Origin of the sequence: Psychrobacter immobilis (genome assembly GCF_904846235.1) — a bacterium.
Taxonomy (GTDB): Bacteria; Pseudomonadota; Gammaproteobacteria; order Pseudomonadales; family Moraxellaceae; genus Psychrobacter; species Psychrobacter immobilis_C.
Genome location: NZ_CAJGZN010000002.1, coordinates 19,413 through 45,369, shown reverse-complemented (window position 1 = coordinate 45,369; position 25,957 = coordinate 19,413). Strand labels below are relative to the sequence as shown.

Annotated in this window: 21 protein-coding genes; 17 read left to right on the top strand and 4 right to left on the bottom strand. The window is 43.5% G+C overall.

The genetic code is table 11. From position 1 onward, the window contains the following. Positions 1–245 precede the first annotated feature (245 nt). The 4 genes from JMX07_RS01450 (at position 246) to JMX07_RS01435 (ending at position 5,442) form a co-directional block, all read left to right on the top strand. The gene (locus JMX07_RS01450; RefSeq protein WP_057761464.1) at positions 246–2,378 is read left to right on the top strand and encodes a lytic transglycosylase domain-containing protein; all 2,133 of its coding nucleotides are present in this window, start codon (positions 246–248) and stop codon (positions 2,376–2,378) included. 488 nt (positions 2,379–2,866) lie between these two features. Next, positions 2,867–3,547, top strand: coding sequence for a hypothetical protein (locus JMX07_RS01445; RefSeq protein ID WP_227684581.1), 681 nt, complete (start codon positions 2,867–2,869; stop codon positions 3,545–3,547). 376 nt (positions 3,548–3,923) lie between these two features. Further along, complete coding sequence (locus JMX07_RS01440) at positions 3,924–4,907, top strand: malate dehydrogenase (RefSeq protein ID WP_101205831.1); 984 nt, start codon at positions 3,924–3,926, stop codon at positions 4,905–4,907. A 295-nt stretch (positions 4,908–5,202) separates the two neighbouring features. Beyond that, complete coding sequence (locus tag JMX07_RS01435; protein WP_114700617.1) at positions 5,203–5,442, top strand: DUF2789 domain-containing protein; 240 nt, start codon at positions 5,203–5,205, stop codon at positions 5,440–5,442. Between the two features lie 78 nt (positions 5,443–5,520). On the opposite strand, the gene ribF is transcribed toward JMX07_RS01435, so the two are convergent. Beyond that, positions 5,521–6,588 carry a riboflavin biosynthesis protein RibF gene (gene ribF / locus JMX07_RS01430; RefSeq protein WP_201605738.1) on the bottom strand — a complete coding sequence of 356 codons (1,068 nt, stop codon included), beginning with the start codon at positions 6,586–6,588 and terminating at the stop codon, positions 5,521–5,523. 215 nt (positions 6,589–6,803) lie between these two features. Between ribF and JMX07_RS01425 the strand changes: the two genes are divergently transcribed. After that, entirely contained in the window at positions 6,804–7,424 is a 621-nt protein-coding gene (locus JMX07_RS01425) for a GNAT family N-acetyltransferase (protein WP_201605736.1), read from the top strand. An 11-nt stretch (positions 7,425–7,435) separates the two neighbouring features. Here JMX07_RS01425 and JMX07_RS01420 read toward each other — a convergent pair whose 3' ends face one another. From JMX07_RS01420 to ampD, 3 genes are all read right to left on the bottom strand, one after another. Then, the gene (locus JMX07_RS01420; RefSeq protein WP_201605734.1) at positions 7,436–8,059 is read right to left on the bottom strand and encodes a hypothetical protein; all 624 of its coding nucleotides are present in this window, start codon (positions 8,057–8,059) and stop codon (positions 7,436–7,438) included. Between the two features lie 129 nt (positions 8,060–8,188). Beyond that, on the bottom strand, positions 8,189–9,739 hold the full coding sequence (gene murJ / locus JMX07_RS01415) for a murein biosynthesis integral membrane protein MurJ (protein ID WP_201570656.1): 1,551 nt from the start codon (positions 9,737–9,739) through the stop codon (positions 8,189–8,191). Positions 9,740–9,851: 112 nt separating this feature from the next. After that, entirely contained in the window at positions 9,852–10,481 is a 630-nt protein-coding gene (gene ampD, locus JMX07_RS01410; protein ID WP_201605732.1) for a 1,6-anhydro-N-acetylmuramyl-L-alanine amidase AmpD, read from the bottom strand. Positions 10,482–10,632: 151 nt separating this feature from the next. Here ampD and JMX07_RS01405 point away from each other — a divergent pair, with 151 nt between their 5' ends. The 12 genes from JMX07_RS01405 (at position 10,633) to lpxC (ending at position 25,920) form a co-directional block, all read left to right on the top strand. Then, a complete protein-coding gene (locus JMX07_RS01405; protein ID WP_201605730.1) occupies positions 10,633–12,780 on the top strand; it encodes a DUF4105 domain-containing protein in 2,148 nt (715 codons plus the stop codon). A gap of 125 nt (positions 12,781–12,905) precedes the next feature. Next, positions 12,906–13,745, top strand: a complete 840-nt coding sequence (locus tag JMX07_RS01400) for an SDR family oxidoreductase (RefSeq protein ID WP_201605728.1) — start codon at positions 12,906–12,908, stop codon at positions 13,743–13,745. 80 nt (positions 13,746–13,825) lie between these two features. Continuing rightward, a complete protein-coding gene (locus JMX07_RS01395; protein WP_201605726.1) occupies positions 13,826–14,863 on the top strand; it encodes a hypothetical protein in 1,038 nt (345 codons plus the stop codon). Between the two features lie 62 nt (positions 14,864–14,925). Further along, positions 14,926–15,642, top strand: a complete 717-nt coding sequence (gene pyrE / locus JMX07_RS01390) for an orotate phosphoribosyltransferase (RefSeq protein WP_201605724.1) — start codon at positions 14,926–14,928, stop codon at positions 15,640–15,642. 65 nt (positions 15,643–15,707) lie between these two features. After that, positions 15,708–16,679: a glutathione synthase gene (gshB, locus tag JMX07_RS01385; RefSeq protein WP_165597669.1), complete on the top strand. Its 972-nt coding sequence runs from the start codon at positions 15,708–15,710 to the stop codon at positions 16,677–16,679. Positions 16,680–16,975: 296 nt separating this feature from the next. Continuing rightward, entirely contained in the window at positions 16,976–18,061 is a 1,086-nt protein-coding gene (murG, locus tag JMX07_RS01380; protein ID WP_201605722.1) for an undecaprenyldiphospho-muramoylpentapeptide beta-N-acetylglucosaminyltransferase, read from the top strand. Positions 18,062–18,127: 66 nt separating this feature from the next. Beyond that, entirely contained in the window at positions 18,128–19,567 is a 1,440-nt protein-coding gene (gene murC / locus JMX07_RS01375) for a UDP-N-acetylmuramate--L-alanine ligase (RefSeq protein ID WP_101205772.1), read from the top strand. Positions 19,568–19,590: 23 nt separating this feature from the next. After that, on the top strand, positions 19,591–20,583 hold the full coding sequence (locus JMX07_RS01370; RefSeq protein WP_227684579.1) for a D-alanine--D-alanine ligase: 993 nt from the start codon (positions 19,591–19,593) through the stop codon (positions 20,581–20,583). Positions 20,584–20,960: 377 nt separating this feature from the next. Then, positions 20,961–21,749, top strand: a complete 789-nt coding sequence (locus tag JMX07_RS01365; RefSeq protein WP_201605720.1) for a cell division protein FtsQ/DivIB — start codon at positions 20,961–20,963, stop codon at positions 21,747–21,749. Positions 21,750–21,913: 164 nt separating this feature from the next. Beyond that, the gene (gene ftsA, locus JMX07_RS01360; protein WP_057761435.1) at positions 21,914–23,206 is read left to right on the top strand and encodes a cell division protein FtsA; all 1,293 of its coding nucleotides are present in this window, start codon (positions 21,914–21,916) and stop codon (positions 23,204–23,206) included. 266 nt (positions 23,207–23,472) lie between these two features. Further along, complete coding sequence (ftsZ, locus tag JMX07_RS01355; protein WP_201605718.1) at positions 23,473–24,678, top strand: cell division protein FtsZ; 1,206 nt, start codon at positions 23,473–23,475, stop codon at positions 24,676–24,678. A 324-nt stretch (positions 24,679–25,002) separates the two neighbouring features. Beyond that, positions 25,003–25,920 (top strand): UDP-3-O-acyl-N-acetylglucosamine deacetylase, encoded by a 918-nt coding sequence (gene lpxC, locus JMX07_RS01350; protein ID WP_201605716.1) that lies wholly within the window; start codon positions 25,003–25,005, stop codon positions 25,918–25,920. Positions 25,921–25,957: the final 37 nt, after the last annotated feature.

The window sequence follows — 25,957 nt, the reverse complement described above, 5'->3', positions numbered from 1 at the left end:
ATGGGGTATCAATATGATAAATAATTCATAGCAGTATCAATTATTTACTGTCGTTCATATTCCTATTCATAAAAACTGCGGCTCATTATCACTTCTATGTTACACCGTGCTGTCCTATTTATTAACAAAAGGTAAAGGAGATAGTTGAAAGCACAATGAGTATAGTATGATGATTGCTATACCCTTGGCGGTACTTAGCGAACCGTTATTCACATATTTGTAGAGATATCATAAAGAGAGTCAGTATGACAAAGTTGCGTGTTGCGCATAGCATCAAGGATGAAGAGTCTATCAGTCAAAAACACGCGTCAAAGCGAATCACAGTAGGTACGCTACGGTTGAGCGCGTTGAGCGTGGCAACAGCGGTCAGTGCACTTGGTGTGTCACAAGTCGCTTGTGCCGAGTTGACCTGGGGCGATGAGGAAAGCTATCAACAAGAAAGTAACTATCAACAAGATTATCAGCAAGACAGTAGTATTGACTCATTTATGGCAGCCGCTATCGCCGCAGATCGCGGTGATGTAAGTGCGCTCTATAACTATGAGCAAGTCATGAGTGGCGGCTTGTTTGCGATGTACCCGACCTATTGGCGTATGAATCTAGATCTCAATTCACAGAGTTCAGCGGCCGTCTCGCAGTTTGTGCGTCAGTATCCAGATACGGTCATGGCTGAGAAATTGGTTGCGGATTTTGCGGAGACCAAAGCGGGGTCAAATGATTATGCATCAGTACGTCAAGTCGCGAATTTAATTACCAATGCCGATGCCAGTGAGCGCTGTGCCGTTGCGCTTGGGTTTAATAATGGCGGTGATACTATGCGTGCCATGGCAGCCAAATCTGATGTATGGCTAACCACCAAAAAGCAACCAGCATTGTGCGATCAGCTAGCGATGGAGATGAACAACAACGCGCTAATTAGTAATCAAGATCGTGCAGCTCGTCTGAAACGTATGTTACGTAAAGGCAAGACAGGCGATATTATGGCATTGTCATCACGCCTTGGTACGCCAATTGCTTATTCGGCGCTCAGTGAAATTCAGCTAAACCCATCTTCTTTCTTTAGCCGTTTTGGTCGTGAGCCTGCAAGCCAAACCAATCAATACCTATATATGTACGCAATTGGCCGTATGGCTGACAAGTCTTATCGTGAGGCGGCGTTACAGTTAGATTTTGATATCAAACAAGACAATCAGCGCGCGGTCAGATTGTTGAATGATGAAACCCGACGCTATGCTTATCGTACGCTTGGCGTACAGCGTATGAACCACAACACTGACGATGGGTTTAACGCTGAAGCAGTGGATTGGTTCCGCAACAGTTTAGATAATGACTTTAATTTTGAAGAAGCTGAAGATTATGCTATGGCAGCGATTCGCTTCGGTCGTTGGGATGATGTGGTAGAAGCTATCTCAAAAATGGACGGCGAAACGCAAAAAGAAGCCCAGTGGCAGTATTGGCTAGCTCGTGCGTATGAGCAGTCAAGCGATAGTAGCAAGCGTAATACGTCCAAAAAAATGTATCAGAACTTAGCAAAAAGTAATGACTACTATGGCCTGATGGCAAAAGACAAAATAGGGCAGCGTTTTGATGCTAGCCGTTTAGGCGGTAGTAATTTGCCTAATGTCAGTACTGCTGACCGCGCGCGCGTCATGCAAGATGCTAACTTTGCTCGTGCGTTTGCGTTGTATAACTCTGAGGCTAGTCGTGCTTATGCCAATCGCGAGTGGAACTGGGCGGTGAAGCAAGCTCGTGATAATCGTGATGACAATTTAATTATTGCCGCTGCTCGTCAAGCCTATGATATGGGCTGGCTCGATCGAGCGATTTATGCGGTTGATAATACTGATAGGGTGGATAGCTTAGCACTCTCGCATCCGATGCCGCATCAAAGTGCAGTCGTACGTTATAGTGAGTCAGCAGGTATTGATCCAGCGTGGGCGTACGGTATTATGCGTCAAGAAAGCCGTTTTGTATCCTCTGCGCGCTCAAACGTAGGCGCGAGTGGACTGATGCAAGTTATGCCTGATACCGCAAAATATATCGCTCGTAATCTAGGCGAGACGTATAGTGCGAGCCGTGCTAACAGCGGTGATACCAATATTCGCTATGGTACATGGTACATGGGTGATATCTTGGGCAAGCTCAATTATCAGCCAGTATTGGCAACCGCAGGCTATAACGCTGGTCCTAATAACGCCAAACGCTGGCAGCCAGTTTATGGTTCGCTCGCCGCAGATCAGTATGTAGAGTCGATTGCATTTCCTGAGACACGTAATTATGTCAAACACGTGATGGAAAACGCCACTATCTACAGCAGTCTATTGGGTCGTGGTCAGCCGATTACTCAGCGTATGGGTACGGTGCCAGCTGGCTTTTAATCACTGAACTTGCATTTGATAAACCACTAATGATTTATTGTTAGTGGTTTATTTTTATCTACTGATTTGCTTTGTCAATTGATCAACTCTGATTTGCTCAAGCAGCACTCATCTAGCGAAAATAAATTTCATATTTTTTATCCTTCAGTACTTTATAAACATTTATCGAGATTCCTGACGATGTCGTCAACGTTTACGTTTTTGCTATAGATTAAAAAAAACGTTTTGTTACCATTGCCTTAATGGGAAACCCTATTTTTCAGTCTTGTTCTTAGGTCAATGCGTGTTTTATGTATCGCGTCTAATGATTTAAGTTATAGCCTATGTCTTATCATTGCTAACTAACTGCCTTCAGTCCTATGATCAAAAAATATTTTAGTCTGTCTACGTCGCCAAAAACCAAATATTCGTTATCTAATCGGATATGCTCTTTATCGAAGGCAAATACAAAGACGGATACAGACCTGAGCAATAAGGTCGCTAATTCTATGGTGCAATTGCGTGCAGATTTGGCTAGCAAACATAGCGTAGGTAGTATCAAAGCAACGATGAGCTTCGGCGCTTTGTTACTTATACAGGGTATCGTAATGTTGCCAGTCCAAGCCGCTAATACGGTGAAAACTGGTCAGCGCGTATTAATGATTGAGATGACGCCAGCATTATGTGATATGCAGCCAACGCGAGCACGTATGCGCCAATGTCTAGAAGGGTATTCATTGACCGTATCTGGTCTGGATATGGGATATGGCGAACGCTGCGGTCGTGGTAGTGAGCCACGCCTTACACCGTTACAACTAAAAGTCGTCAACCGCATTATGCCTGACACAACGGTACGTAGCCAAACGTGGCAACGTTACGGAGTCTGTAGCCCACTTAGCGCCAGCAGTTACTTTCGCCAGATTACTAACTATGCAGGTGGTTTAAACTTACCGAATGAGCTAAATACTGGCAACAGTTATACCGTTTCCAAATCTCGATTCATCAGCCAAATGACGCGGCTCAATAGTGGTATGTCTTCAAATAGTGTAGATCTTATCTGTCAAGAAGGCAGCCGTCGCCAATCGATACTTACTGATATACATGTGTGTTATGAAGGTAGTGATTTTGGGACTTGTCATGACGTTGTAGACAGCTGTGGCAGTAAATTTATCATTTCAGGTGGGCGATAGCCTTTACTTAGTTATCTGCTTAAACCTCTTTTTTGATACCATTTTTCATTTCACTTAATCGAATTTAATAGTGCAAAGTGCCTATTTTGACCATTATATCTACGTAAAGCACAGTAAAGCTGTGCTTTAATTATCATGTGATAAAACCCTCTAGCGCTTTATCTGTAAGTGCTTCGCATCTATAGACCTCCTCTCGTATAAAATGTAACAATATAATCCCTGACGGGTCTATGACTGTATCTAGACGGTCACTGCGATGAAGTGCTACACTAGCTCTCGGTTTATACATGCTGCTATGCGGCAAACAAGTCGATATCTAAAATGATAATCGTTCATTAGAATTATCTAATAATTAATTAGGGAGTATTCAATGTCAATGAAACAGCCTTTACGTGTTGCCGTCACTGGTGCCGCTGGTAATATCAGCTACGCGATGCTATTTCGTATTGCATCTGGCGAGATGCTAGGTAAAGATCAGCCAGTTATTTTGCAATTACTTGAAATTACGCCAGCTCTTGACGCCCTAAAGGGTGTGGTCATGGAACTAGAAGACTGTGCATTCCCATTGTTGGCTGGTATCGTCCAAACTGACGATGCTAATGTCGCATTCAAAGATATCGATTATGCTTTACTGGTTGGTGCACGTCCTCGTGGCCCAGGTATGGAGCGTAAAGATTTGCTAGAAGCCAATGCTGCGATCTTCTCAGCACAAGGTAAAGCATTGAACGAAGTCGCTAGCCGTGATGTAAAAGTATTGGTAGTCGGTAACCCTGCCAACACGAACGCACTTATCGCTCAGCGCAATGCACCAGATCTTGATCCACGCAACTTCACTGCAATGACTCGTCTAGACCATAACCGTGCTATGGCACAGTTGGCTGGCAAGACTGACAGCACGGTTAATGACGTGAAAAAAATGATCATCTGGGGCAACCATTCGTCAACTCAGTATCCAGATCTAACTGCTTGTACGGTAAACGGCAAGCCTGCGCTAGATTTAGTTGATCGCGAATGGTACGAAGCGACTTATATCCCAGAAGTACAACAGCGCGGTGCTGCGATCATTAAAGCTCGCGGTGCATCATCTGCCGCTTCTGCTGCCAACGCTGCTATCGCACACATGCGTACGTGGGCACTAGGTACTGATGAGAACGATTGGGTATCTATGGGCGTTTACTCAAACGGCGAATACGGTATTGCTGAAGGTTTGATCTACTCATTCCCATGCACATGCACTAACGGCGACTGGTCTATCGTAGACGGCGTTGATGTATCATCAGATTTCTCTAAAGAGAAAATGGCTGCCACTGAGCAAGAGCTTAGTGAAGAGCGTGATGCAGTAGCACATTTACTACCGTAAATCTAAGCTGCTATCCAGTAAGCTATGATTTAAGTAGTAAAGATAAGTAGTACAAAAAAGCCCTCTTAAATGTGAGGGCTTTTTTTATGTCTATAAGAAACAGGCAAATGAGAGCAATATAGCTTACTGTCTTAAACTGGTAAAAGCGATTTACCGTTAATACAATTGATAACGTTAGATAAACGTTGATTAACAGCTATTAAAATAAAGCTTGCTACAATGAATGTGTCAATTTGAATAATAAGTACATTAAACAATAAGTACGATCCTATTCGTATCATTTAAGGAGAAAGTTATGTTGGGTGAACCAGAATACAGTATGAATGAGTTATTTGCTCAGTTAGGTCTAGACAGCTCTGATGAAGCAATTGATAATTTTATCGCAGCAAACCAACTAGCTAGCGAAGAAAAACTGATAGAGGCTAGCATTTGGACGGATAATCAGCGCATGTTCTTACAAGAAGAATGGCAAAAAGATGCAGCATGGGTAGAAACCATCGACGAGTTAAATGTCCGTTTGCATCCTGATGCATAAATATTTATAGACATATTTAAAAAACCCGCGATAGTATCAATATCGCGGGTTTTTTTATATCTGAAGTAACACTAAATTTTAAACTTGCTTTTCGCGCCATTCGAGTAAGTCAGCAACGTCTCGATAAATACCCGCTTTTAATGCTTCTAATCCATCATAACGACGCTCACCATGCAAAAAGTGCAGGAAACGTACGTGTAAGTTCAATCCGTATAAGTCAGCTTGCAACTGCGGAAAATGGACTTCTAGTCGCCAGTCATCACCTTTATCAACAGAAGGTCTTTTGCCAATATTAGCCGTGCCGAACAAACTATGCGGACGCAAGCCGGCAACACCTGTATGACCATCGGTGGCAAGCGCGGTCAAACCATCAGCGATCACATTACCATTGTCATCTAAGCTCACCACATCGACTGCAAAAATACCATGCAGGGCAGGCTTTATACGTTGCAAATCGATATTTGCGGTAGGGAAGTCTATCGTACGACCTATCTGGTCGCCGCGCACAACCCCTCCTGTGATTGCATAGTCACGACCAAGCAACCTGTTGGCCGCCTGAAGTTCACCTGCTAATAGTAAGTCACGAACCCGAGTAGAGCTAATACGGGCAGCGTCGTTATCGATAGTATCAATACTGTCGCTATCAGTATTACTATCAGTGACCGTATGCAGGTTGGTCACATCCAAACCGTAACCACGCAAAAACTGACTGTCACCAGTACGATCATGGCCGAAGCGGAAGTCGTCACCCAGCACCAATGCTTTGACGTTCAAACGCTTGGCTAATATATCGGCAAATGCTTGTGCTGATAGCGAGCGAAATTCTGTATCAAAACCTGCTACGATCAATGTTTCAACACCATATTCTGCTAGCAGTGCTTGTTTTTCTGCCAGATTGGTCAGACGCGCAGGCGCTTTAGCAGGTGCAAAAAACTCGCGTGGCTGCGGCTCAAAGATCATAACCGCTGCACTCAAATTTTGGGTATGTGCAATCTCACGAACTTGGGCTAGCATTGCTTGGTGACCAAGGTGCACACCGTCGAAATTGCCGATAGTGAGCACGCAAGATGCCAACTCTACTGGGACAGTGTCCGTAGATGAAGTGTGTGGCGACGAAATCAGTTGCTCAAGAAAATAGGTTTTCATAAGTTTTCAGCTATGATGAGACCAAATAAAAAACGAAAAAACACATCTATGCTTAAAATTGATGTGTCTAAAACCAGCCATTATAAAGTAAAATAGCCACACTAACATCCTATAGTCTACCTGTAATGCAAGTATGGCACGTAGGGTAGCTATTCTTTATTGCCAATGATGCTAATAGTAATCCTAACAACAATCCCGACAACGATGGAGATCTTATGTCTGCTGCTGCCTTAAATACTATACCAACCGAACTATCGACATATCAGCTCACCGATCAGTTCGTTGTGCAGCGTGCAAATAAAGAAGATTTAGCAGAAGTCTTAGCCATTTATAATCAAAGCATACCGGGCAAACAAGCAACAGCCAATCTTGCATTGGTTACGCTAGAAGAGCGTGCCGCTTGGTTTGAAGAGCATTTAGATAGTGCAACCAGACCGATATATGTGGTCAAGGCCTTACCATCAAATAATATAGATCAAACAAAGGCACCGATAGTCGCATGGGGCAGCTTTAGTGATTTGTACGCACGTACTGCCTATCATATCAGTACCGAGATTAGCATTTATCTAAATCAAGATTATCAAGGCAAAGGGTTAGGCAGTTTGCTGACCCGTTGGATGTTGACGCAAGCACCAAGCCTAGGTATTCGAAATATTATCGCCCTTGTCTTTGCTCATAACCATCCAAGCTTAGGATTATTTCGTAAGCTTGGCTTTGAACAATGGGGCTATATGCCAGAAGTTTGCGATATGGAAGGGTTTATCGCTGATGTTGTGATGCTTGGTAAATCAGTGACATCAGATGATATCTCAGATAAAGCGTCTGAAACAATTTAACTTAAGATGCTCTAACCCAAAATCTTCCATTGACCTTCTATCTTCTGTAGCTGGTAGGTCAGTGGTGCAGGTTCGCTCTGTCCTTTTAGCATCAGCTCGCCAGTGATGGTGGCACGAGTTTTGTCATCATTATATTTGGTATCAGTAATCGTAACGCCATCCACCGTTTGCTGAAACGCAGACTGGGTATTGGCAAGCTCTTCTTCGAAGTTTGCCATATCAACTTGGTAATATGACGCTGCATCCTTCACGTCACCGTAATATAAGCTGTTTAAGGCTTGCTTGACCGTGTCTTCTGCCGTACCGGCTTGAGTCGGATTGGTCACTAGGCTTTTTTGTTTGGCCGCATCAGTAACTGGATTAATATTGTCACTATCAATCGCTGTCTTATCTTCAGGGCCATCTGTAATTTCGCCTGTTTCGCTACCACTTTCAGCAATCTCTGCTTGGTCAGTCGTATCATTGTCTAATGTGACGTCTTCTGAGGTATCAACGGTCGCTGCTACATCCTCATTATCGGTAGCAGTTTCAGCCGACTCATTATTGCTACAGCCGCTAATAAGTAATCCAGTGCTTAGTACACCAGTTGCTAGCAGAATTGGTAAGCGCTGGAAGATTGGCTGTTTCGTTGTCATATCAAACCTCAAATGTCATTTATTCATTAGTGATCTATTATGACAATTATCAGCAGCGCGCATTGTCATTTCTCATAACAGGCTTGTTTTGGTTTCGTAAGCCTGCCATAAGTTTGCTTATATTTTGTCCTAACCGTGCTTTAGCTGACGCGGACGGAACCCTGTCGCTAGCAATACCACACCGTAAACCAGCGCTCCGACGGCACACATAATAATCAGCGCGACGATACGTTGCCACTGAGCTTCATCGGTAGGAAAGTAAGGCAGCATAAAATAAAGCACGCCAATCATAGAGCCAGTCGAGATAGCAAACTGCGTAAACAGCTTTTTCCAATGCGGACCGAAACGGAAAATATCACGCTTGTGCAAGAAGTAATATAGCAAGCCTGCGTTTACAAAAGCAGCACCAGTCGTAGCCAAAGCTAGGCCACCATGTAACGGTATCTCTAAGAAATAAAATATCCCGATAAAAATAACACTAAAAATCATATTAGCGATGACAGAAATGATGCCGATTTTTACAGGGGTTCTGGTGTCTTGACGCGCAAAAAATGCAGGGGCAAAAATCTTAATGAGCATAAATCCTAAGATACCACCTGCCATACTACGTAAGGCCAGTGAACTCATTTGGGCATCACGTAAGGTAAACTCACCGCGTAAAAATAGTGCTTGCATCAATACATCTGCCAGTACAAATAAGGCAGCCGAGGCAGGCACACCGACCAAGATGATAAGGCGTGCTGCCCAGTCGATGGTCTTTTTAAAACTGACGTCGTCTTTTTGAGCTTCGCTTTTCGACAGACTTGGCAATATGACGGTACCAATCGCCACGCCAATCAGACCCAATGGAAGCTCGCTCATACGTTCAGCTGCATAGAGCCAAGAGACTGAACCGCCAATCATTAACGAGGCAAAGATGGTGTTTAATAGTAAATTAATCTGAGTAACAGAAACACCAAAGATAGCAGGTAACATCAACTTTAAAATCCGACGAACACCTTCGTGCTGAAAATCAATCTTTGGTGCGACAAGCAGCTTTTGTTGCCAGAGTTGCGGCAGTTGAATCAAAAACTGTAGCAAGCCTGCGATAGCAACGGCATAGCCAAGCGCCATGATGGGTGTATCAAACATTGGCGCAAAAATCAGCGCCCCACCAATCATACACAGATTCAACAGCACTGGCGCAAAGGCGGGTGCGGCAAAACGACCGTAGCTTTGCAGAATACCACTCGCAAAGGCTGTCATAGAGATGAATAGCAAATACGGAAAGGTAAGACGCAGTAATTCAGCAGTGATGGCAAACTTGTTGGGTTGATCGGCAAACCCAGGGGCAAACAACGTCACCACCCAAGGTGCGATTAAGATGACCACCACCGTAAGCATCGATAACACTAGCAACAATGCGCCCGAGGTGCGACTGACCAAAATCTGCACTTGTTGTAAGCTGTACTTTTCTTTATATTCGGAGAGTACCGGCACGAAAGCTTGGCTAAACGCACCTTCTGCAAACAGTCGTCGTAAGAAGTTTGGGATTTTGAAAGCAACCAAAAAGGCATCCATCAAACCACCTGCACCAAAAACCCCTAGCAATACAACATCACGTACCAAACCTAAAATACGCGATAACATGGTCATACTGCTGACCACCATGGTTGAACGAAATAACCGACTTTTTGCCATGAGAACCTATCTTGCTAAGTTGTATATTGAGTTATGTGCTGATGTGATATGGATGAAAAACTGACGAATTATATCACTTTCACCATTGAGATAAATGGATTGAGTGTGGAAATCATTTATGCGATGGTACATCGTTTTTCGTTGCATCAGCGACTAACTGGCGCAACCTTGCCCATTCAAAAAAATCACCAGGGTCAGTTTTACGCCCAGGCGCGATATCACTGTGGCCAGTCAAGTGGCGACGTGTTTTGGGATGGGCCTTATAGATGGCGGCAATTACTTCGGCTAGCTGCTCATATTGAGCAGAGGTGAAGGACACAAAATCCGACCCTTCAAGCTCGATGCCAATGCTATAATCATTACATTCATGTCGACCCAAGTAGCTAGACCGCCCAGCATGCCACGCCCTTTCGTTGAAATTGACGAACTGGGTGATAGCGCCATCACGTTCGATAAACAAGTGCGCTGATACTTCTGCACCTTTGATTGTTTGAAAATAAGGATGAGCATCCCAGTCTAATTGATTGGTAAATAATGCTTTCACATAATGTCTGCCATTAGCGTCGCAGGCGCCAAATTCATTCGGTGGTAGGCTGATATTGTGTACGACGATGGCGTCAATACTTAAACCTTTTGGCCTTACATTGTAATTGGGTGAGGCCAGCCAAGTGGCTGCCGATAGTAGACCATCTTTGATAGTCATTGGCGACGTAGATGATGAGTTTGGTGATAATACGGGCATAATGCTCTCTTTTTATACTAGTATTGATAATGGTGCGATAGACAATCTATCTAAATAGCTAAACGATAGCGGGCTATGTGTTCGACTTTTTGACCCAGCAACTTTAATAACGCTGATAGCGTATGAATAATAACGTGCGAGATTTTACCTCATGTCTATAAAACTGACGTCCATACCTATCGATTGTACGCTAATGACCATTGACCTGCGAGCACGTCTGCCATTGGCTATAGCAGGGCTGTTACTCTCGGCTCAAACACAGGCATTTTTACCAACGCCGCTGTCCGTCCTAGAATCAGATGTATTGTCACCTGACGCATCTAGCACAGCACCTACTTATTCTCATTCAGATGCATTATTTGAGTCGGGTAATATCAGTAATGCTGAATCTAATATTAAAAATAGTACTTTATCTGAATCAAGTTTAGCGACAGAGCAGCTACTATCAACATGGCGTCAGCAAGTAAAAACAGACAAGTTGGCACAGCATACAACATGGCGACGCTTGTTGTATTTTTACGATGATAAAAACAGTGTATTGGGTAAAAAGAAAACCGAGAGTTTGGTTGATGATCCGAGCTTTTTTTTAAGTCAGAATGGTCAACAAGATTCAGGTGCAGAGTTAGATGCGATGCTTGTGGCACTTGCACAAGAGTTGGTGTCATCATCAGCGACTGATAACGACCAAGCCAAAACTGATGCCAATAATAATTCTGTCTTATGCCGTTTTCCAGCGCGAGTGGCGTGGTTAGCAGAGGTGCTAGCGATCGATGCTGCAAGTCTATCTACTGATTGTCCAGAATTGGATGAGTGGATGTCGACATTAGCGCCTGAGCAGCTGTCTATTATGTTTGCGCAGGAGTACTTGGACAATCCGCTCTCTGCATTTGCTCATACATTACTACGCATTGACTCAAAAGCGAGTATCGCCAATCCAAACCAAATTGATAAGGCTTATGCGCTGAACTATACGGTAGACGGGGATCCAAACGACAGTTTTCCAGTCTATGCTACTAAGTCAATGATTGGTAGCTACAACAGCGCTATCGAAATTGACCCATATCCAGAGATGCTAGCGAAATACCTGCAAGATGATGAACGTGATACGTGGACATATCAGTTGAGTCTGACGCCCGCGGAAGTGCAGCAGATTATGCGCCACGTTTGGGAAACCAAAGCGTTAAAAATGCCGTATTACTTCACCACGGACAATTGTGCTTCTGAGATTCTGCGTCTTATTGATGTGGTCCGTCCGCAGCAAAACCTACTGAGCCAACTGTCTTATGCAGTCGTGCCTTCTGATGTGATTCAACTATTAAATAATGAGCAGTTGCTGGCAAGTACCACTTATACGCCTGCTGATAATACCTTACGTCAAAATCAGCTCAATGATAAAAAACAACAGCGCGCGCAGTTGGGCTATCATAATAGTGCCAAACAAACCGTGAATGAGATCAAGTCTGCGCAGCTTAACCCTGTATCGAGCATGTCAGCTGATGGGCAAACACTACTCAAGCGTCAAATCGACGTATCGGATAATAATCCGATAGACAGGCATCCGCTACAGTTGGGTACGATAGGTATAGGGCAGCGTGGCGACGATGACTATATGGATATTGGGTTTCGAGCGGGGTTTCATGATACGCTTGACCACGCCTCAGGGTATCCACAGTTTTTTAACTTAGAAGGGCTGGCTGCGACATTACGACTGTATGACACAGATGATAATAAGCCCAATCAGCCAGATAGTGTGGTTTTGCAAAATGTCACTTTGATTCGTGGCCGTTCTTTTAACCCTGTCAATGCAGCCAAAAAAGGCAATACTTGGGGCGCTAGTATCGAGGCGACGCGAGTAAACGATGGATCGCAAGAGGCAGGTACGGATCATTTGGTCGGTAGCGTAGGTTACGAGAAAGGTTGGTCATGGGCATTTGGTACACCAGCTTCAGGTACTGGTGAGATGCCGCCGCAACTGTGCTATACGTTTTTGGCAGGTACAGGGCAAGTAGGACGAGGTATCAATAAAGGCTTTCGTCTAGGCGCAGGTATCAATGCAGGCTGCCGTTATCAGATTAACAATCAGTTACGCGCGCAAGCTGAATTGCAATTGCCATATTGGTATCATGGCAACAACGATGAAACCAACGTCCGTGGTCATTATTGGCAACCAATCTCAAGCTTAGGGCTGCAATACGACATTGATAAAAGACAAGCACTACGTATCAATGCCAATTACGAATGGCAAGAACGTATCGATGCCAATGATGATATACAGCTATCGTACAGACGGTATTTTTAGGCAGTGGTTTAGACATTGGTTTAGACATTGGATTAGACACTGAATTAGGTATTAATTTAAACAAAATGGCTTCTAAGTGCTGTAATCGTTGTATAAAGGAAGTTGTATAAAGGGAAACATGCTTTATGAGTACGCAAAATTTACTAATTATCGGGCAAGGTGATATTGGCCTACCAGTGACCAATAAACTCGCCCAAGATGGCTATTGTGTGACTGGGCTAGCTCGTAGTGAGCGCGAATACTATGATTTGGTAGATAGTGCAGATTTTTTGCAGGCTAATGCGTTGACTTTGACGGCTGAGCAGCTACAAGCATTTACTCATATTGCGATTATCGTCACCCCTGATGAGTATTCGACCAGCGGTTATCACGACAGTTATCTAGCGATTAGTCAGCATTTAGCAACGCTTGCTCCACAGCTTATTAAACTTGAACGTGTGGTATTTATTTCTTCTACTGGTGTCTATGGTCAGGATAATGGCGAATGGATTGATGAGCATACTGCACCTGTTACGCCTGCGCGTGAAGCCTCGAAATTCATATTGCAAGCAGAACAAGCGCTGCAACAAGGCTTTGGTGATAAAGCCATTATTATTCGCCCCAGTGGTATCTACGGTCGCGAGCGCTTAATGCGACTACGTAAGGCTCGTGAGCAAAATAAAGAACCAGTGCCAGCGGAGCATTGGAGCAACCGTATTATGGATCGCGACTTGGTCAATATCATCGCCAAAGTTTTGACGATAAAAGCACCAAAGCCTGTCTATCTAGCGACGGACTATCGACCTGTTACTACGTTTGAGCTAGGGGTTTGGCTTAGTGAGCAGGTTGGTGAGACACCTCCTACTATTGATAATACAAAAATGTCAGTGACAGGAAAACGCTTGCACAGCAACATTCCGTTAGCTTGGCTTGATTATGCTGATTGGCAGACAGGCTACCGAGATATTTTGAATTATCAAGAGTAAGCCTTTAGAGCTGAGCCCTAAAGAGTAAAATAGTCCTTGGTATAATCGTTCTTATTTATTTTATAGTTTATGGAGATTTCATGTCCCAGCCTTCTACTTCTGATGACCGTTTGTCTCATGCTAATCTGGCAACAGAAGGCGGGCAGCTGGCAGAAGGTCACGTCCAAAAAAAGGCTGGTCAATCGTCTATGCTAGCTGATTCGCAGCAACCTGCGATCGTACATCCTAACTTTGATCCCAAACAATCTCCTCTTGACCCTGCCAGACCATTAAGTGATATTCCTGAGCCCGCTCGTCGCCTAAATGGTCAATTGCGCAGGCTTTATGGTAATTCGACTCGGTTCTATCAGCCCAATGCAGACAGTTTGTCAAAGTGGTCGCTGATTGCTTCAGAAGCGCTGGCTGAGCATTTATCATTGCTGAATGCGGCACAGCTTATTGAGTTGCCGGATAGCTTTTATCAGAATCATAGTGAGCAGCCACTAATATCGACATTATCAGATATGACATTATTAGATATGTCGGATATTCAACAGGCGATTCGCGCTTATCCAAAACTGAACCGTTATGGGTTTTTGCCTATTGATAACTCTACAGTGACTGAATCAGATAACGATTCAAACAACGATTCAAACAATGACAGCAAGGCTCAAAATTCTGCATTATTATCTATGCGCGCATTGACCAAACGCTATAATCCTGATGAGCTACTCAACAGTCTGTATGCCGATGATTGGCAAGTGATACTACAGCCGCAGCAGTTTGAAACAGGCGAGGGTAGTTTGGCCACGGATATTATGGCATGTAGCGTGGCTGTCCATGCGCTAAAGCAGTGTAGTACCCGTAAGAGTATCAATCATAGCTATAGCGCCGCAGAAATATGCCAGTATGTGCGTAGCTACTTGCTCAGTCAAATCGTTTGTGAGCCGTCGCAGCGCCACGCATATCGTCAGATTCGACTATTTGCTGGTCATATTATTGTTGCCGCTTATCATTTGGGCTGGGAGATACAGGTCCGAGCAGATGGACAGAGCTATTTTAATATCTCGTCGCGTAGTGGTTTGTTGACTCGCTATGCCAATATGCAGGATTATGCGATCAATGGTTGGTCAAGCTGATCAATAATGCGTACAATAATGCAAATTTTTTGTCCCCTCTTTTTGCTGATAGGAATGTCATAATGTCTCATGTAACACGCCCTCAAGACCCTACATTTTCATCTCATCAATTTATTCAACTGGCTCTAGACAACCAAGTGCTTAAGTTTGGTGAGTTTGTCCTAAAGTCTGGTCGTATCAGTCCATACTTTTTTAATGCAGGCTTGCTTGCGACTGGTGAGATGTTGTCGTTACTAGCACGTGGTTATGCAGATGCCTTGGCTGAACAAATGAGTGCAGCAAATGATGGTGCTGATGCGCAAGAGCTGGTCATCTTTGGTGCGGCTTATAAAGGTATTCCTTTTGTCGCAGCGACAGCGCAAGCGTTATGGCTACATCATGGCATTAATGCCAAATGGGGCTATAACCGTAAAGAAGCCAAAACTCACGGCGAAGGCGGCAATTTGGTCGGTGCTGACGTAAGTGGCAAGGCCGTTTGGGTGCTTGACGATGTCATCACAGCGGGTACAGCCATGCGCGAAGTGGTCGAGATTTTAGAGCAAGCAGGCGCAAGCGTTGCTGGTATTCTCGTCGCACTTGATCGTAAAGAAAAAGGTCAAGCAGAGCACTCTGCTATTCAAGAGCTTGCCGCGACACTAGAAGTGCCCGTACGTGCATTGGTCGATATCGATGATTTGATCAGTTATTTAGCCGATGACAATGGTGCACAAAACGGCCAGCATAAAGACGCGACCCAGTTAGCCAAAATGCAACACTATCGTGAGCAGTACGGCGTATAGTTGGGCACTGATGTTGTTTAATAAGTTTATTTCATATTAATAATATAACGTAAGTGAGTCTTATCATGAGCCAACAAAAACAAGAAAAATCGCTAAAAATACTCGTTATTATGGATCCTATCGAGCGAGTCAATTATAAAAAAGACACCAGTCTCGCTATGATGTGGGCCGCTCAAGACCGTGGCCATCAGCTCGGTTATTGTCAGATTCATGACCTGTGGTTGGACCGTGGTCAGTTGATGGTTGATACGCAGCCGCTTACAGTAAAGCGTGATCCTGCAGATTTCTATACATTGGGTGATAAAAGCACAGGGCCAGTCGGCGACTATGACGTGATTTTGATGCGTAAAGATCCGCCGTTTGATATGCGCTTTATCTATGCCACTTATATGCTCGACCATGCCAAAGCAGCAGGCGTACTCGTGGTCAATGACCCACAGGCGATTCGCGACTGTAATGAGAAGCTATTTGCGACGTGGTTTAGCGATTATATGAGCCCAACGATTGTGACTAGCAAACAAGCACACATTCGTAAGTTCATCGCTGAACAGCAGGATGTCATCGTCAAGCCATTAGATGGTATGGGCGGCACTGGCATCTTCCGTTTGACTGCTGATAGTCCAAATATTGGAGTGACGTTAGAGATACTGACTGAGCTTGAGACTTTGCCCATCATGGCGCAGCGTTATTTGCCAGAAATCAAAGAAGGTGATAAGCGCGTATTAATCGTCGATGGAGTCGTGGTAGATTATAGTTTGGCTCGTATTCCAACCAAAGGCGAGACCCGTGGTAATCTAGCAGCTGGTGGTAGTGGCGTTGCTATGCCATTGACTGATATCGAACGCCAAGTAGCAGAAGTTGTAGCGCCAATTGTCAAAGAAAAAGGCCTAATGTTCGTTGGTCTAGACTTGATCGGTGGGCGCATCACTGAGATTAACGTTACTAGCCCAACATGCGTACGTGAGATTGATGACCAATGCGGTACAGATATCGCGACCGACTTTATTATTGCTATTGAGAATAAATTTACTGCGTAGCTTTCGCTATGTTCAGGAAAGTTTTGAGTTAAGGAGTATTCTGACTACGTAAAACCCGTATTTTGAGGTATTGTTAGTCATTAATTTTCCTTACCGTTTATTAGCATTACACGACGCCAAGCTATGACCGATCATGGCTTGGATTTTTGTTATTTTTGCTGCATAAAGTACTGTATATAAGACAATGATTTCCTCTATACTATGCGGGCTTTGGCTAGGTCATTATTTTTCATAATTGTTACCGCCGCAGTGAGATAAACCCTTCATATAAATAAAGTAAAGATAGGCAGGCGTTCATGAAAACACCGCATATATTGATGATGGCAGCTGGTACGGGCGGGCATGTTTTTCCAGCGCTTGCAGTGAGCGACGAGCTGACCCAGCGCGGTGCAGTGATTCATTGGTTAGGAACGCCAAACGGTATGGAAAATGGGTTGGTTGAGCCGACAGGTTATCCTTTTCATGCTATTAATATGCAAGGACTTCGTGGCAAAGGCGTTGGTCGATTATTGAAGCTACCAATAACTCTGCTATCAGCGACGATGGCAGCAGTAAAAGTGATTCGTAGTAATCAGATTGACGTGGTCGTTGGGTTCGGTGGTTATGTCACTGCACCTGGCGGTATCGCTGCGCGTATGACTAATACGCCTTTGATTATCCATGAGCAAAATGCCATCGCTGGCATGAGCAACCGCTACTTATCTAAGCTGTCGACTAAGACATTACAAGCGTTCGAGAATACCTTTGCTAATAGTCAGCAAGATGCCAAGCTTGAGACAGTGGGCAATCCTGTGCGTAACGCCATTACTGGTGTCGCAGAGCCAACCATACGCTACGATGTAAATGACAGTTCACCGCTTAAACTGTTGGTAGTCGGGGGTTCACTTGGTGCTCAGGTATTAAATGATACAGTACCAAAAGCATTAGCATTACTAGATCAGCCATTTGAAGTCCTGCATCAGTGTGGGCGCAACAATGAAGCAGCCACGCAAGCGGCTTATAGCGCACAAGACCTAAACAACCATCAGTTTACTGTACAGCCCTTTATCAATGACATGGCTGCAGCTTACAACTGGGCAGATATCATCGTTTGCCGCGCAGGTGCATTGACCGTGACGGAAATTCAAAACGTCGGCATCGCCGCTATTTTTGTACCGCTACCGCATGCAGTGGATGACCATCAGACGGCTAATGCACGCACGTTGACCTCGCATGATGCGGCAATTCTATTACCGCAGTCAGAGCTAACTGCCAAGAGTCTAAGTGACGAGCTTGGCGTACTCAATCGAGAGAAGTGCTTAGCGATGGCAAAAAAAGGCCACGCATTGGCCAACCGTAGTGCGAGCAAGCAAGTTGCTGACATCATTTGGCAAGCACTATAGTCTGTCATCTATCCCCCTTATTTGAATTTACCAAGTTTTATTGACCTTTAATAAAGAGAGATCCTTATGCCTACCTCTGCGAAAGCTCTACCTAAGCGTTTGATTGAAATACCAGAAATGCGCCGCATTCAGCATTTGCATTTTATCGGTATTGGTGGCTCAGGCATGTGTGGTATCGCTGAGGTGATGAACAATCAAGGCTATCAGGTCAGTGGTTCCGACATCGCAGAAAGCTTGGTAACTAAGCGTTTACAGCAGATTGGCATTGAAATATCTATCGGCCATGACTCCAAAAACATTGCCAATGCTGATGTTATCGTTGTCTCATCAGCGATTGATCGTAGCAACCCTGAGGTAAAAGCAGCGCTTGAAGCTCGGCTGCCGGTGGTACGCCGCGCCGATATGCTTGGTGAATTAATGCGCTATCGTCATGGTATCGCAGTTGCTGGCGCACATGGCAAAACAACGACGACCAGTTTGCTAACCACGATGATGGCAGAAGGACAGCTAGATCCTACCTATGTTATCGGCGGTAAGTTAAATGCGTCAGGAAAAAATGCAGCATTGGGTAGCAGCCGTTTCTTGGTAGCAGAGGCTGATGAGTCTGATGCATCATTCTTGTCATTGCATCCGATGGCGGCGATTGTGACCAACATCGATCAAGACCATATGGAAACCTACGAAAACAGCTTTGATAAATTAAAAGCTGCTTATATCCAGTTTCTACAAAACATGCCGTTTTACGGTTTAGCAGTGGTTTGCGGTGATGACCCTGAACTGTATGCAATGATTGATGATATCGGTCGTCCAGTATTGACCTTTGGTCTTGAGCCGTTCAATGATGTACAAGCTGTAGACTTAGTGACAGAAGGAACTAAAACTCACTTTACCGTACTGCGCCGTGATCGTGAGCCATTACGTCTAACGTTAAACATTCCTGGTACACATAACGTCTATAACGCGCTTGCTGCCATCACGATGGCGACCGACGAAGGCGTTGATGATGCAGCGATTGAGCGTGCTCTGCAGAAATTTGAAGGCGTGGGCCGTCGTTTTGAGCAGCATGCCTCTGTCGATATCGATGATGGCAATGTCTTATTAATTGATGATTATGGTCATCATCCAAAAGAAGTTGATGCGACCATCAAAGCCGCTCGTCAAAGCTTCCCTGATCGTCGTTTAGTGATGCTATTTCAGCCGCATCGTTATAGCCGTACCCGTGATTGCTATGACGATTTTGTAGAAGTGCTATCGAGTGTTGATGAGCTATTATTATTAGATGTTTATTCAGCAGGTGAGAGTCCGATTACGGGCGCTGATACCAAGTCACTAGCGCGCAGTATCCGTTTGCGCGGTGAAGTTGAACCGACTATTATTGATAAAGACAATTTAGCTCCTGTTATGCAGCGTTTATTAAAAGCTAACGATATGCTGATTACCCAAGGCGCTGGTAATGTTGGGCAAATTGCTATCGATTTGGCTGCCAATAACCTTTATATTAAGTAAGCTAAAATTTAGGGACGATCCTCATGACAACTGACAATAAAGACAATAATAGCACTCAAAATGCAGCTATCAACGATACATCTGTAGACACGACGACTCATGCAAAAGATGCCAGTCAATTTGGCAAAGTAGCCGTTATTTATGGTGGCAGTAGCAATGAGCGCAGCGTATCTTTGGACAGTGGTGCGGCAGTATTACAAGCGCTCCAAAACCAAGGCGTTGATGCCACTCACTTTGATCCAAAGCATCAAGACATTACTGAGCTACGCAAATATGACCGCGTGTTTAATGTGTTGCATGGTCGTGGCGGCGAAGATGGTTTGCTGCAAGGCGTATTACAGTGGTTTGATATACCGCAAACTGGTTCAGGGATTCTAGCTTCTGCACTAGGCATGGACAAAGTACGTACCAAACAACTGTGGCAAGGTTGCGGCCTTTCAACTGCACCATTTTCATTATTGACGGCTGATACTGACTGGCAGCAAGTGGTTAACATGCTAGGTTTGCCACTTATCATTAAACCAGTTCATGAAGGTTCAAGCATTGGCATGACTAAGGTTAATCATCTTGATGAGCTGCCTGCCGCTTATGCAACTGCAGTGGAATGTGGTGATGCGGTAATGGCTGAGCGCTGGATTACAGGTCGCGAATTTACGATTGTTATTATCGATGACGAAGCCTATCCAGTTATTCGCCTTGAGCCTGCCGACATTACTAACTTCTATGATTTTGAAGCCAAGTATAATCGTAACGATACCAGTTATTACATCCCTTGTGGATTGAGCGCTGCTGATGAAAAGCACTTGCAAGATTTAAGCCTTGCGGCATTTCGTGCAGTAGATGCAAAAGGCTGGGGGCGTATCGATGCGATGCAAGACGAAGCAGGCAATTTTTGGTTGCTTGAAATCAATACTGTACCAGGTATGACCAGTCACAGTTTGGTGCCGATGGCAGCTAAAGCTCGCGGACTAGATTTTGACGCGCTATGTTGGCATATTTTGGCACAAACGCTATAACTGTCAAATCAACTAAATTGAGCAGATAGTGATGACTCTTTGTGTCACTAGAGCTGCTATACCACAGCTTCGTGTAAACTTGTGTAAATTCGCTGCTGCTAGTTGGTGTTTGGCTATTGTTTAACCATAAAATACGTTAATATTGTAAGAATAGGTCTATTTCGGTGATATTTATGTTGTTTTGTGAATACAGCTGATAACTTATTCATAATTTAAGAAAAATGTTACGTTTAAATCAACGTAATCGCTGTATATAAGCTATATTTTTAAAAAAATTTGATAATATATCGACTTAATAAGCTTCTGCCAAAAATACGCAGATTTATATCAATAAATAGCATGATCAGTTTTATGCAAATATAGGGACAAAGGTCGTTATGGCTCAAACTGTCAACGAGGTAACTGACTTGATGAGTGATAAAGCCGGTCGCCCAAAATCTAAAATCCAAATACCGGCAACGGTAAAGTATCTATTTATGGTACTGGTCTTAGGTTTGCTAGTGCTAATATTAATGATGGGCGGCAAAGCGTTACGTGATGCACCGCCAGCAAATATTTATGTCAGTAATCAAGGTTTGTCTGCTGCTCAGTATCACTCATTACAAGATGTGATGGAACAACAACAAGTAAGTAGCTTTTTTACTTCTGATTTGCAAGCATTGCGCGACATTACGATGGGTTTAGCTTGGGTAGACCAAGTGAGTATCTCTCGTGATTGGCAACGTGGTATTGTCGTCAATGCATTACCTAAGCAAGCAGTTGCTAATTTTGGTACGGAACGTTTGGTCGATGCAAAAGGGGCGGTATTTGTTCCTGCGGATAGTAGAGATTTAACACAAGAACGTTTTGCCACCTTACAGGGTGAAATGTCTCAAGCACCAGTTATTATGCAACAAATGCAGCAAGTTAATGATTGGTATGCGCCGCTTGGCATGCAGGTCGAAGATATCATTCTTTCACCGAGAATGACTTGGCTAATCCGCTTTGACAATGGGCTACGTGTGATTGTAGACAATGAAAATACAGCACAAAAACTACTGAATTTAAGCCAACTGCTTGGCAATCAGTTAAGTACGCGTCGAGATGAAATGCAGTCTGTAGATTTACGATACAAAAATGGCTTTACCATCGCTTGGAACGTGACACAGAGTGCTGAATCAGAATAGCCTAAGTAAGCACTACATCTATGCATAACCGATGTGAGCTAATACGGTTTATTTAGTTTGAAGAGAATATGTACAACATCATAGCGTATTAGTAACGCTTTTTTTAATGATTTAATAGAAGAGCATCACTTGTTCTTCTATTTAGCGATAATTTGTCTGGTACCATGAAAAATAATGAAAATCTGGTTGTTGTCCATCTAAGTGCCACGGCAGTATATGTCGTCATAGGCAATGTTGTCTCTGCAAAAGACATTCGTATTTTGGGCGTAGGACAAGTTAAAAACAGCGATTTTTATCAAGGTCAAATAAAGCATCGTGAACGTCTGCAAGGTGCTATCAAACAAGCTATCCAAGAAGCAGAAGACACCGCTAACTGCCGTGTACATAGTGTTTGGTTAACGCTTGCGACCCCTGAGCTATCTAGCAAAAACAGTGCTGGAGAGGTCAAAGTAGAAGATGAAGTTGTACGTGCCAAAGACATGGTACAAGCATTGGCCAATGCAAAGTCGCGTGATTTATCATCTGACTATTATTTGATGCATTGCTGTCAGCAAGGTATTTATGTCGATGAGCAAGACTTTATGGTGGATGATGTCATCGAAATGATGGCACACAATATCACCGTGATGTACCACATGATGATGATGCCTGTTGCCAGCCGTCAGAATATCCAAAAACTATTGCAAAGTTGTGACGTCGGCATTGATCATATTGTTTTTGATGCAGTGACCAGTGCTGAGTATAGTTTGATGACTGAGGAACGCCAGCAAGGCGTTTGCTTAGTAGATATCGGTGCTAGTACGACCAGCATTTGTGTGTATAAAGAGAATAAGTTGATTTTTACACACTGTATAGCAACAGGCAGTCATGAAGTGACAATGGATATTTCAGCTGATTTTGGTATTTCCATGATTGAAGCTGAAAAGCTGAAGAAGTCTCATGGTACAGCTGATGTTAATAGTGTCGATCCAAGCGCCTTCTTTTTATTCAAGCCTCAAGGATCGGGCGACGAAATCAATATTGGTATCTATAACTTGGCACGTATTATTGAAGCTCGTTACGTTCAGATATTTACTGAAGTAGCGCGTCAATTACACGAAGCAGGTTTGATAGGCTATATCGATAAAGGGATTGTGTTGACTGGCGGCGGTAGTACGATTAAAGGTATGATACCCTTTGCCAAAAAGCTACTAAAAATGCCTGTTGTACTGACCAATACTCATCCTGCTATCAGTGCTTATAATCATTTTGATAATGATGAATCATTTAAGCTACTAAATAGTCAAGTGAATGACCGTGCTTATCAGACGGCTTTTGGCACATTGCTATATAGTCAAAGTGAGCAATTCCGCCGTAGCGAAAAAAGCGAACCTGAAGCGATTCAAAACAATCGAGTATCAGGTGTATTTCGGAGTGCGGGTCAACGGTTTGCAAATGTTTTAAAGAAAATACTATAGATTCGTTTAACCTCATATCTAGAGCATCCATACATTATGGAATGTCTCTAAGTTAGTTAAGCAAGAAAATAAAGTAATATTGCGAATAAATTAGTTTTAAAAATAAAGTATTAAGTAATAATGACATATTATTGTCTATACTGATCGATTTTAGCCATACCCTGTTTTATTTAAATACATTTATATATAGTATGTCGATAGCGCGCCACATGAGTGCGTTACTATGTATCGACTTACACGCTATCTGCAACTGGAGAATCTTTTTTATGTCAAAATACACCATGCCAGATGATAATCAGCTTCAAAACAATGGCCAAGCAAGCTTCACTGTATTCGGTGTTGGTGGCGGCGGCGGTAATGCAGTTGAACATATGGTACAGCAAGGCATCAGAGGTGTAACGTTCGTTTGTGCCAATACAGATAAACAAGCGCTAGATCGTCTTACTGCACCGCATAAACTGCAACTGGGTGCAAAAACGAACCGTGGTCTAGGGGCAGGCGCAAATCCAGAAGTGGGTCGTGAAGCAGCAGAGAGCGAAGAAGAAGCGATTCGTGCATTGCTTGAGCACTCAGATATGGTATTCATCACTGCTGGTATGGGCGGCGGTACTGGTACAGGCGCAGCGCCAGTTGTTGCTCGTATTGCGAAAGAAATGGAAGTGCTGACAGTTGCTGTTGTGACCACGCCATTCAAATTCGAAGGTGGTAAGCGTATCAAAGCTGCTAAAGCAGGTATTGAGCAGCTGACTAATTTTGTTGACTCAATTATCACGATTCCAAATGATAAATTGATGAGTGTATACGGCAACATCTCTATGCAAGATGCTTTCAAAAAAGCGGATGATGTATTGCTGCATGCCGTTCAAGGTATTGCGGAAACCATCGCTAGCGAAGGTATGATCAACATTGACTTTAACGATATCCGTACGGCAATGACTGCGAAAGGTCATGCGATGATGGGTATTGGTCGTGCCAGCGGTGATGATCGTGCGCGTCAAGCGACTGAAAAAGCCATCAGATCACCACTACTTGATGATTTGCGTTTAGAAAATGCAAAAGGCCTACTGGTTAACGTTATTTCTTCAGAGTCATTGTCACTAGATGAAATGAGCAAAATCAGTGCAATAGTCGAAGAAATTACTGATATTGATGACGCTCATATTTTCTACGGTTCTGTGATTGATGAAAAAATGGGTGACGACTTACATGTAACCGTCATCGCAACTGGCTTAACGTTAGATGAAAATGCAGGTCAAGAGCCAGAAGTAGTAGAGCAGCCAGTACCTTCTGTTAATAGCACGCAACCTATCGATCCTAACGTGCATACCAGCGCTTTAAACAGTCAGAAGCAGTCACAAGCTCAGCAGTATCAAGATACCGTTGCACGTCCTAGCGCAAGCGCACCTCAAGAGCAGCCTAAGACTAAAACAAACAGTATCCAAGACTATTTAAAGCGTCAACAGAATAAATAGTACTTCTAATTTACTGTGAATAAGAAAAGGCCAGCGTTTTGACGCTGGTTTTTTTATGTTTAAGGAAAAATGAAACGTTTTCTATAAGAAAATTCATGACAGTTTTCTATGTAATCTATATGTATATGATTGTCGAAACGTATGTGAATCTCACTTTTTTATAGTATTAGATAGACCATATAAAGTAAAAATCAGCAATAGGATATTGACGATAAGTGTTATCAATCAAGGAGATAAGAAAATTAGCGCTTTTTATATATAGCGAATAAGGGGTCGGTAATGGTACACTATGTCAATTGTAACAAAATATGTGAGAAGACAACCATGAACCAAAGAACCATAAAAACAGCAATAGCCGTTACGGGTACTGGTCTACATAGTGGTCAGCCTGTTGACTTGGAGTTTCATCCACAGCCGATTGACACTGGTATTGTTTTCGAGCGCTCTGATATAGAAGGTAGTCAACCAATTCCAGCGAGTGCGTTTTTAGTACAAGACACGATGATGTCATCGAATTTAGTGTTTGGTGGTACGCGCGTGGGCACCGTTGAGCATCTGCTTAGTGCCATCGCTGGTCTAGGCGTGGATAACCTATTGATTCGTGTCTCTGCTTCAGAGATACCAATCATGGATGGTAGTGCTGCGCCTTTTGTTGCGCTCTTACTTGATGCAGGATTTTGTGAGCAAGAAGCGGCCAAGAAATTTATTAAAATTATACGTCCAGTACGAGTGAAGCTAGAAGATAAATGGGCAGAGCTACGTCCTTATGAAGGGTACGAATTAAATTTCGAAATTGATTTTGATCATCCTGCGTTTGATAAGAACTTTCAGCATGCACAGTTGCAGTTCTCTACACAGAACTTCATCGAACAATTAAGCACTGCGCGTACTTTTGGATTTTTACGTGATATAGAAGCGCTACGTCAAAATAACCTAGCATTAGGTGGCAGTATGGAAAACGCCATCGTTATCGATGATGCCAACATACTTAATGCAGAAGGCTTACGTTTTAACGATGAGTTTGTCCGTCATAAAATTTTAGATGCTTTGGGAGATTTGCATCTGATTGGCTACCCAATTTTAGGTCGTTTTAACGCCTATAAGTCTGGTCATGCTCTAAATAATTTATTGGTACGTGAAATACTGTCTGATGAAGATAACTTTGAAATTGTAACTTTTGATGACAATGTAACCTGTCCTATCGAGTATTTACCACTCAACGATTTGGTTATTGAAGGATAAATACAGGAATATACAGGAAGTATCGAAACATTTACGC

Coding starts and splice junctions, on each gene's coding strand:
- JMX07_RS01450 (WP_057761464.1), top strand. CDS start 246: ATGACAAAGTTGCGTGTTGCGCATAGCATCAAGGATGAAGAGTCTATC.
- JMX07_RS01445 (WP_227684581.1), top strand. CDS start 2,867: ATGGTGCAATTGCGTGCAGATTTGGCTAGCAAACATAGCGTAGGTAGT.
- JMX07_RS01440 (WP_101205831.1), top strand. CDS start 3,924: ATGAAACAGCCTTTACGTGTTGCCGTCACTGGTGCCGCTGGTAATATC.
- JMX07_RS01435 (WP_114700617.1), top strand. CDS start 5,203: ATGTTGGGTGAACCAGAATACAGTATGAATGAGTTATTTGCTCAGTTA.
- ribF (WP_201605738.1), bottom strand. CDS start 6,588: ATGAAAACCTATTTTCTTGAGCAACTGATTTCGTCGCCACACACTTCA.
- JMX07_RS01425 (WP_201605736.1), top strand. CDS start 6,804: ATGTCTGCTGCTGCCTTAAATACTATACCAACCGAACTATCGACATAT.
- JMX07_RS01420 (WP_201605734.1), bottom strand. CDS start 8,059: ATGACAACGAAACAGCCAATCTTCCAGCGCTTACCAATTCTGCTAGCA.
- murJ (WP_201570656.1), bottom strand. CDS start 9,739: ATGGCAAAAAGTCGGTTATTTCGTTCAACCATGGTGGTCAGCAGTATG.
- ampD (WP_201605732.1), bottom strand. CDS start 10,481: ATGCCCGTATTATCACCAAACTCATCATCTACGTCGCCAATGACTATC.
- JMX07_RS01405 (WP_201605730.1), top strand. CDS start 10,633: ATGTCTATAAAACTGACGTCCATACCTATCGATTGTACGCTAATGACC.
- JMX07_RS01400 (WP_201605728.1), top strand. CDS start 12,906: ATGAGTACGCAAAATTTACTAATTATCGGGCAAGGTGATATTGGCCTA.
- JMX07_RS01395 (WP_201605726.1), top strand. CDS start 13,826: ATGTCCCAGCCTTCTACTTCTGATGACCGTTTGTCTCATGCTAATCTG.
- pyrE (WP_201605724.1), top strand. CDS start 14,926: ATGTCTCATGTAACACGCCCTCAAGACCCTACATTTTCATCTCATCAA.
- gshB (WP_165597669.1), top strand. CDS start 15,708: ATGAGCCAACAAAAACAAGAAAAATCGCTAAAAATACTCGTTATTATG.
- murG (WP_201605722.1), top strand. CDS start 16,976: ATGAAAACACCGCATATATTGATGATGGCAGCTGGTACGGGCGGGCAT.
- murC (WP_101205772.1), top strand. CDS start 18,128: ATGCCTACCTCTGCGAAAGCTCTACCTAAGCGTTTGATTGAAATACCA.
- JMX07_RS01370 (WP_227684579.1), top strand. CDS start 19,591: ATGACAACTGACAATAAAGACAATAATAGCACTCAAAATGCAGCTATC.
- JMX07_RS01365 (WP_201605720.1), top strand. CDS start 20,961: ATGGCTCAAACTGTCAACGAGGTAACTGACTTGATGAGTGATAAAGCC.
- ftsA (WP_057761435.1), top strand. CDS start 21,914: ATGAAAAATAATGAAAATCTGGTTGTTGTCCATCTAAGTGCCACGGCA.
- ftsZ (WP_201605718.1), top strand. CDS start 23,473: ATGTCAAAATACACCATGCCAGATGATAATCAGCTTCAAAACAATGGC.
- lpxC (WP_201605716.1), top strand. CDS start 25,003: ATGAACCAAAGAACCATAAAAACAGCAATAGCCGTTACGGGTACTGGT.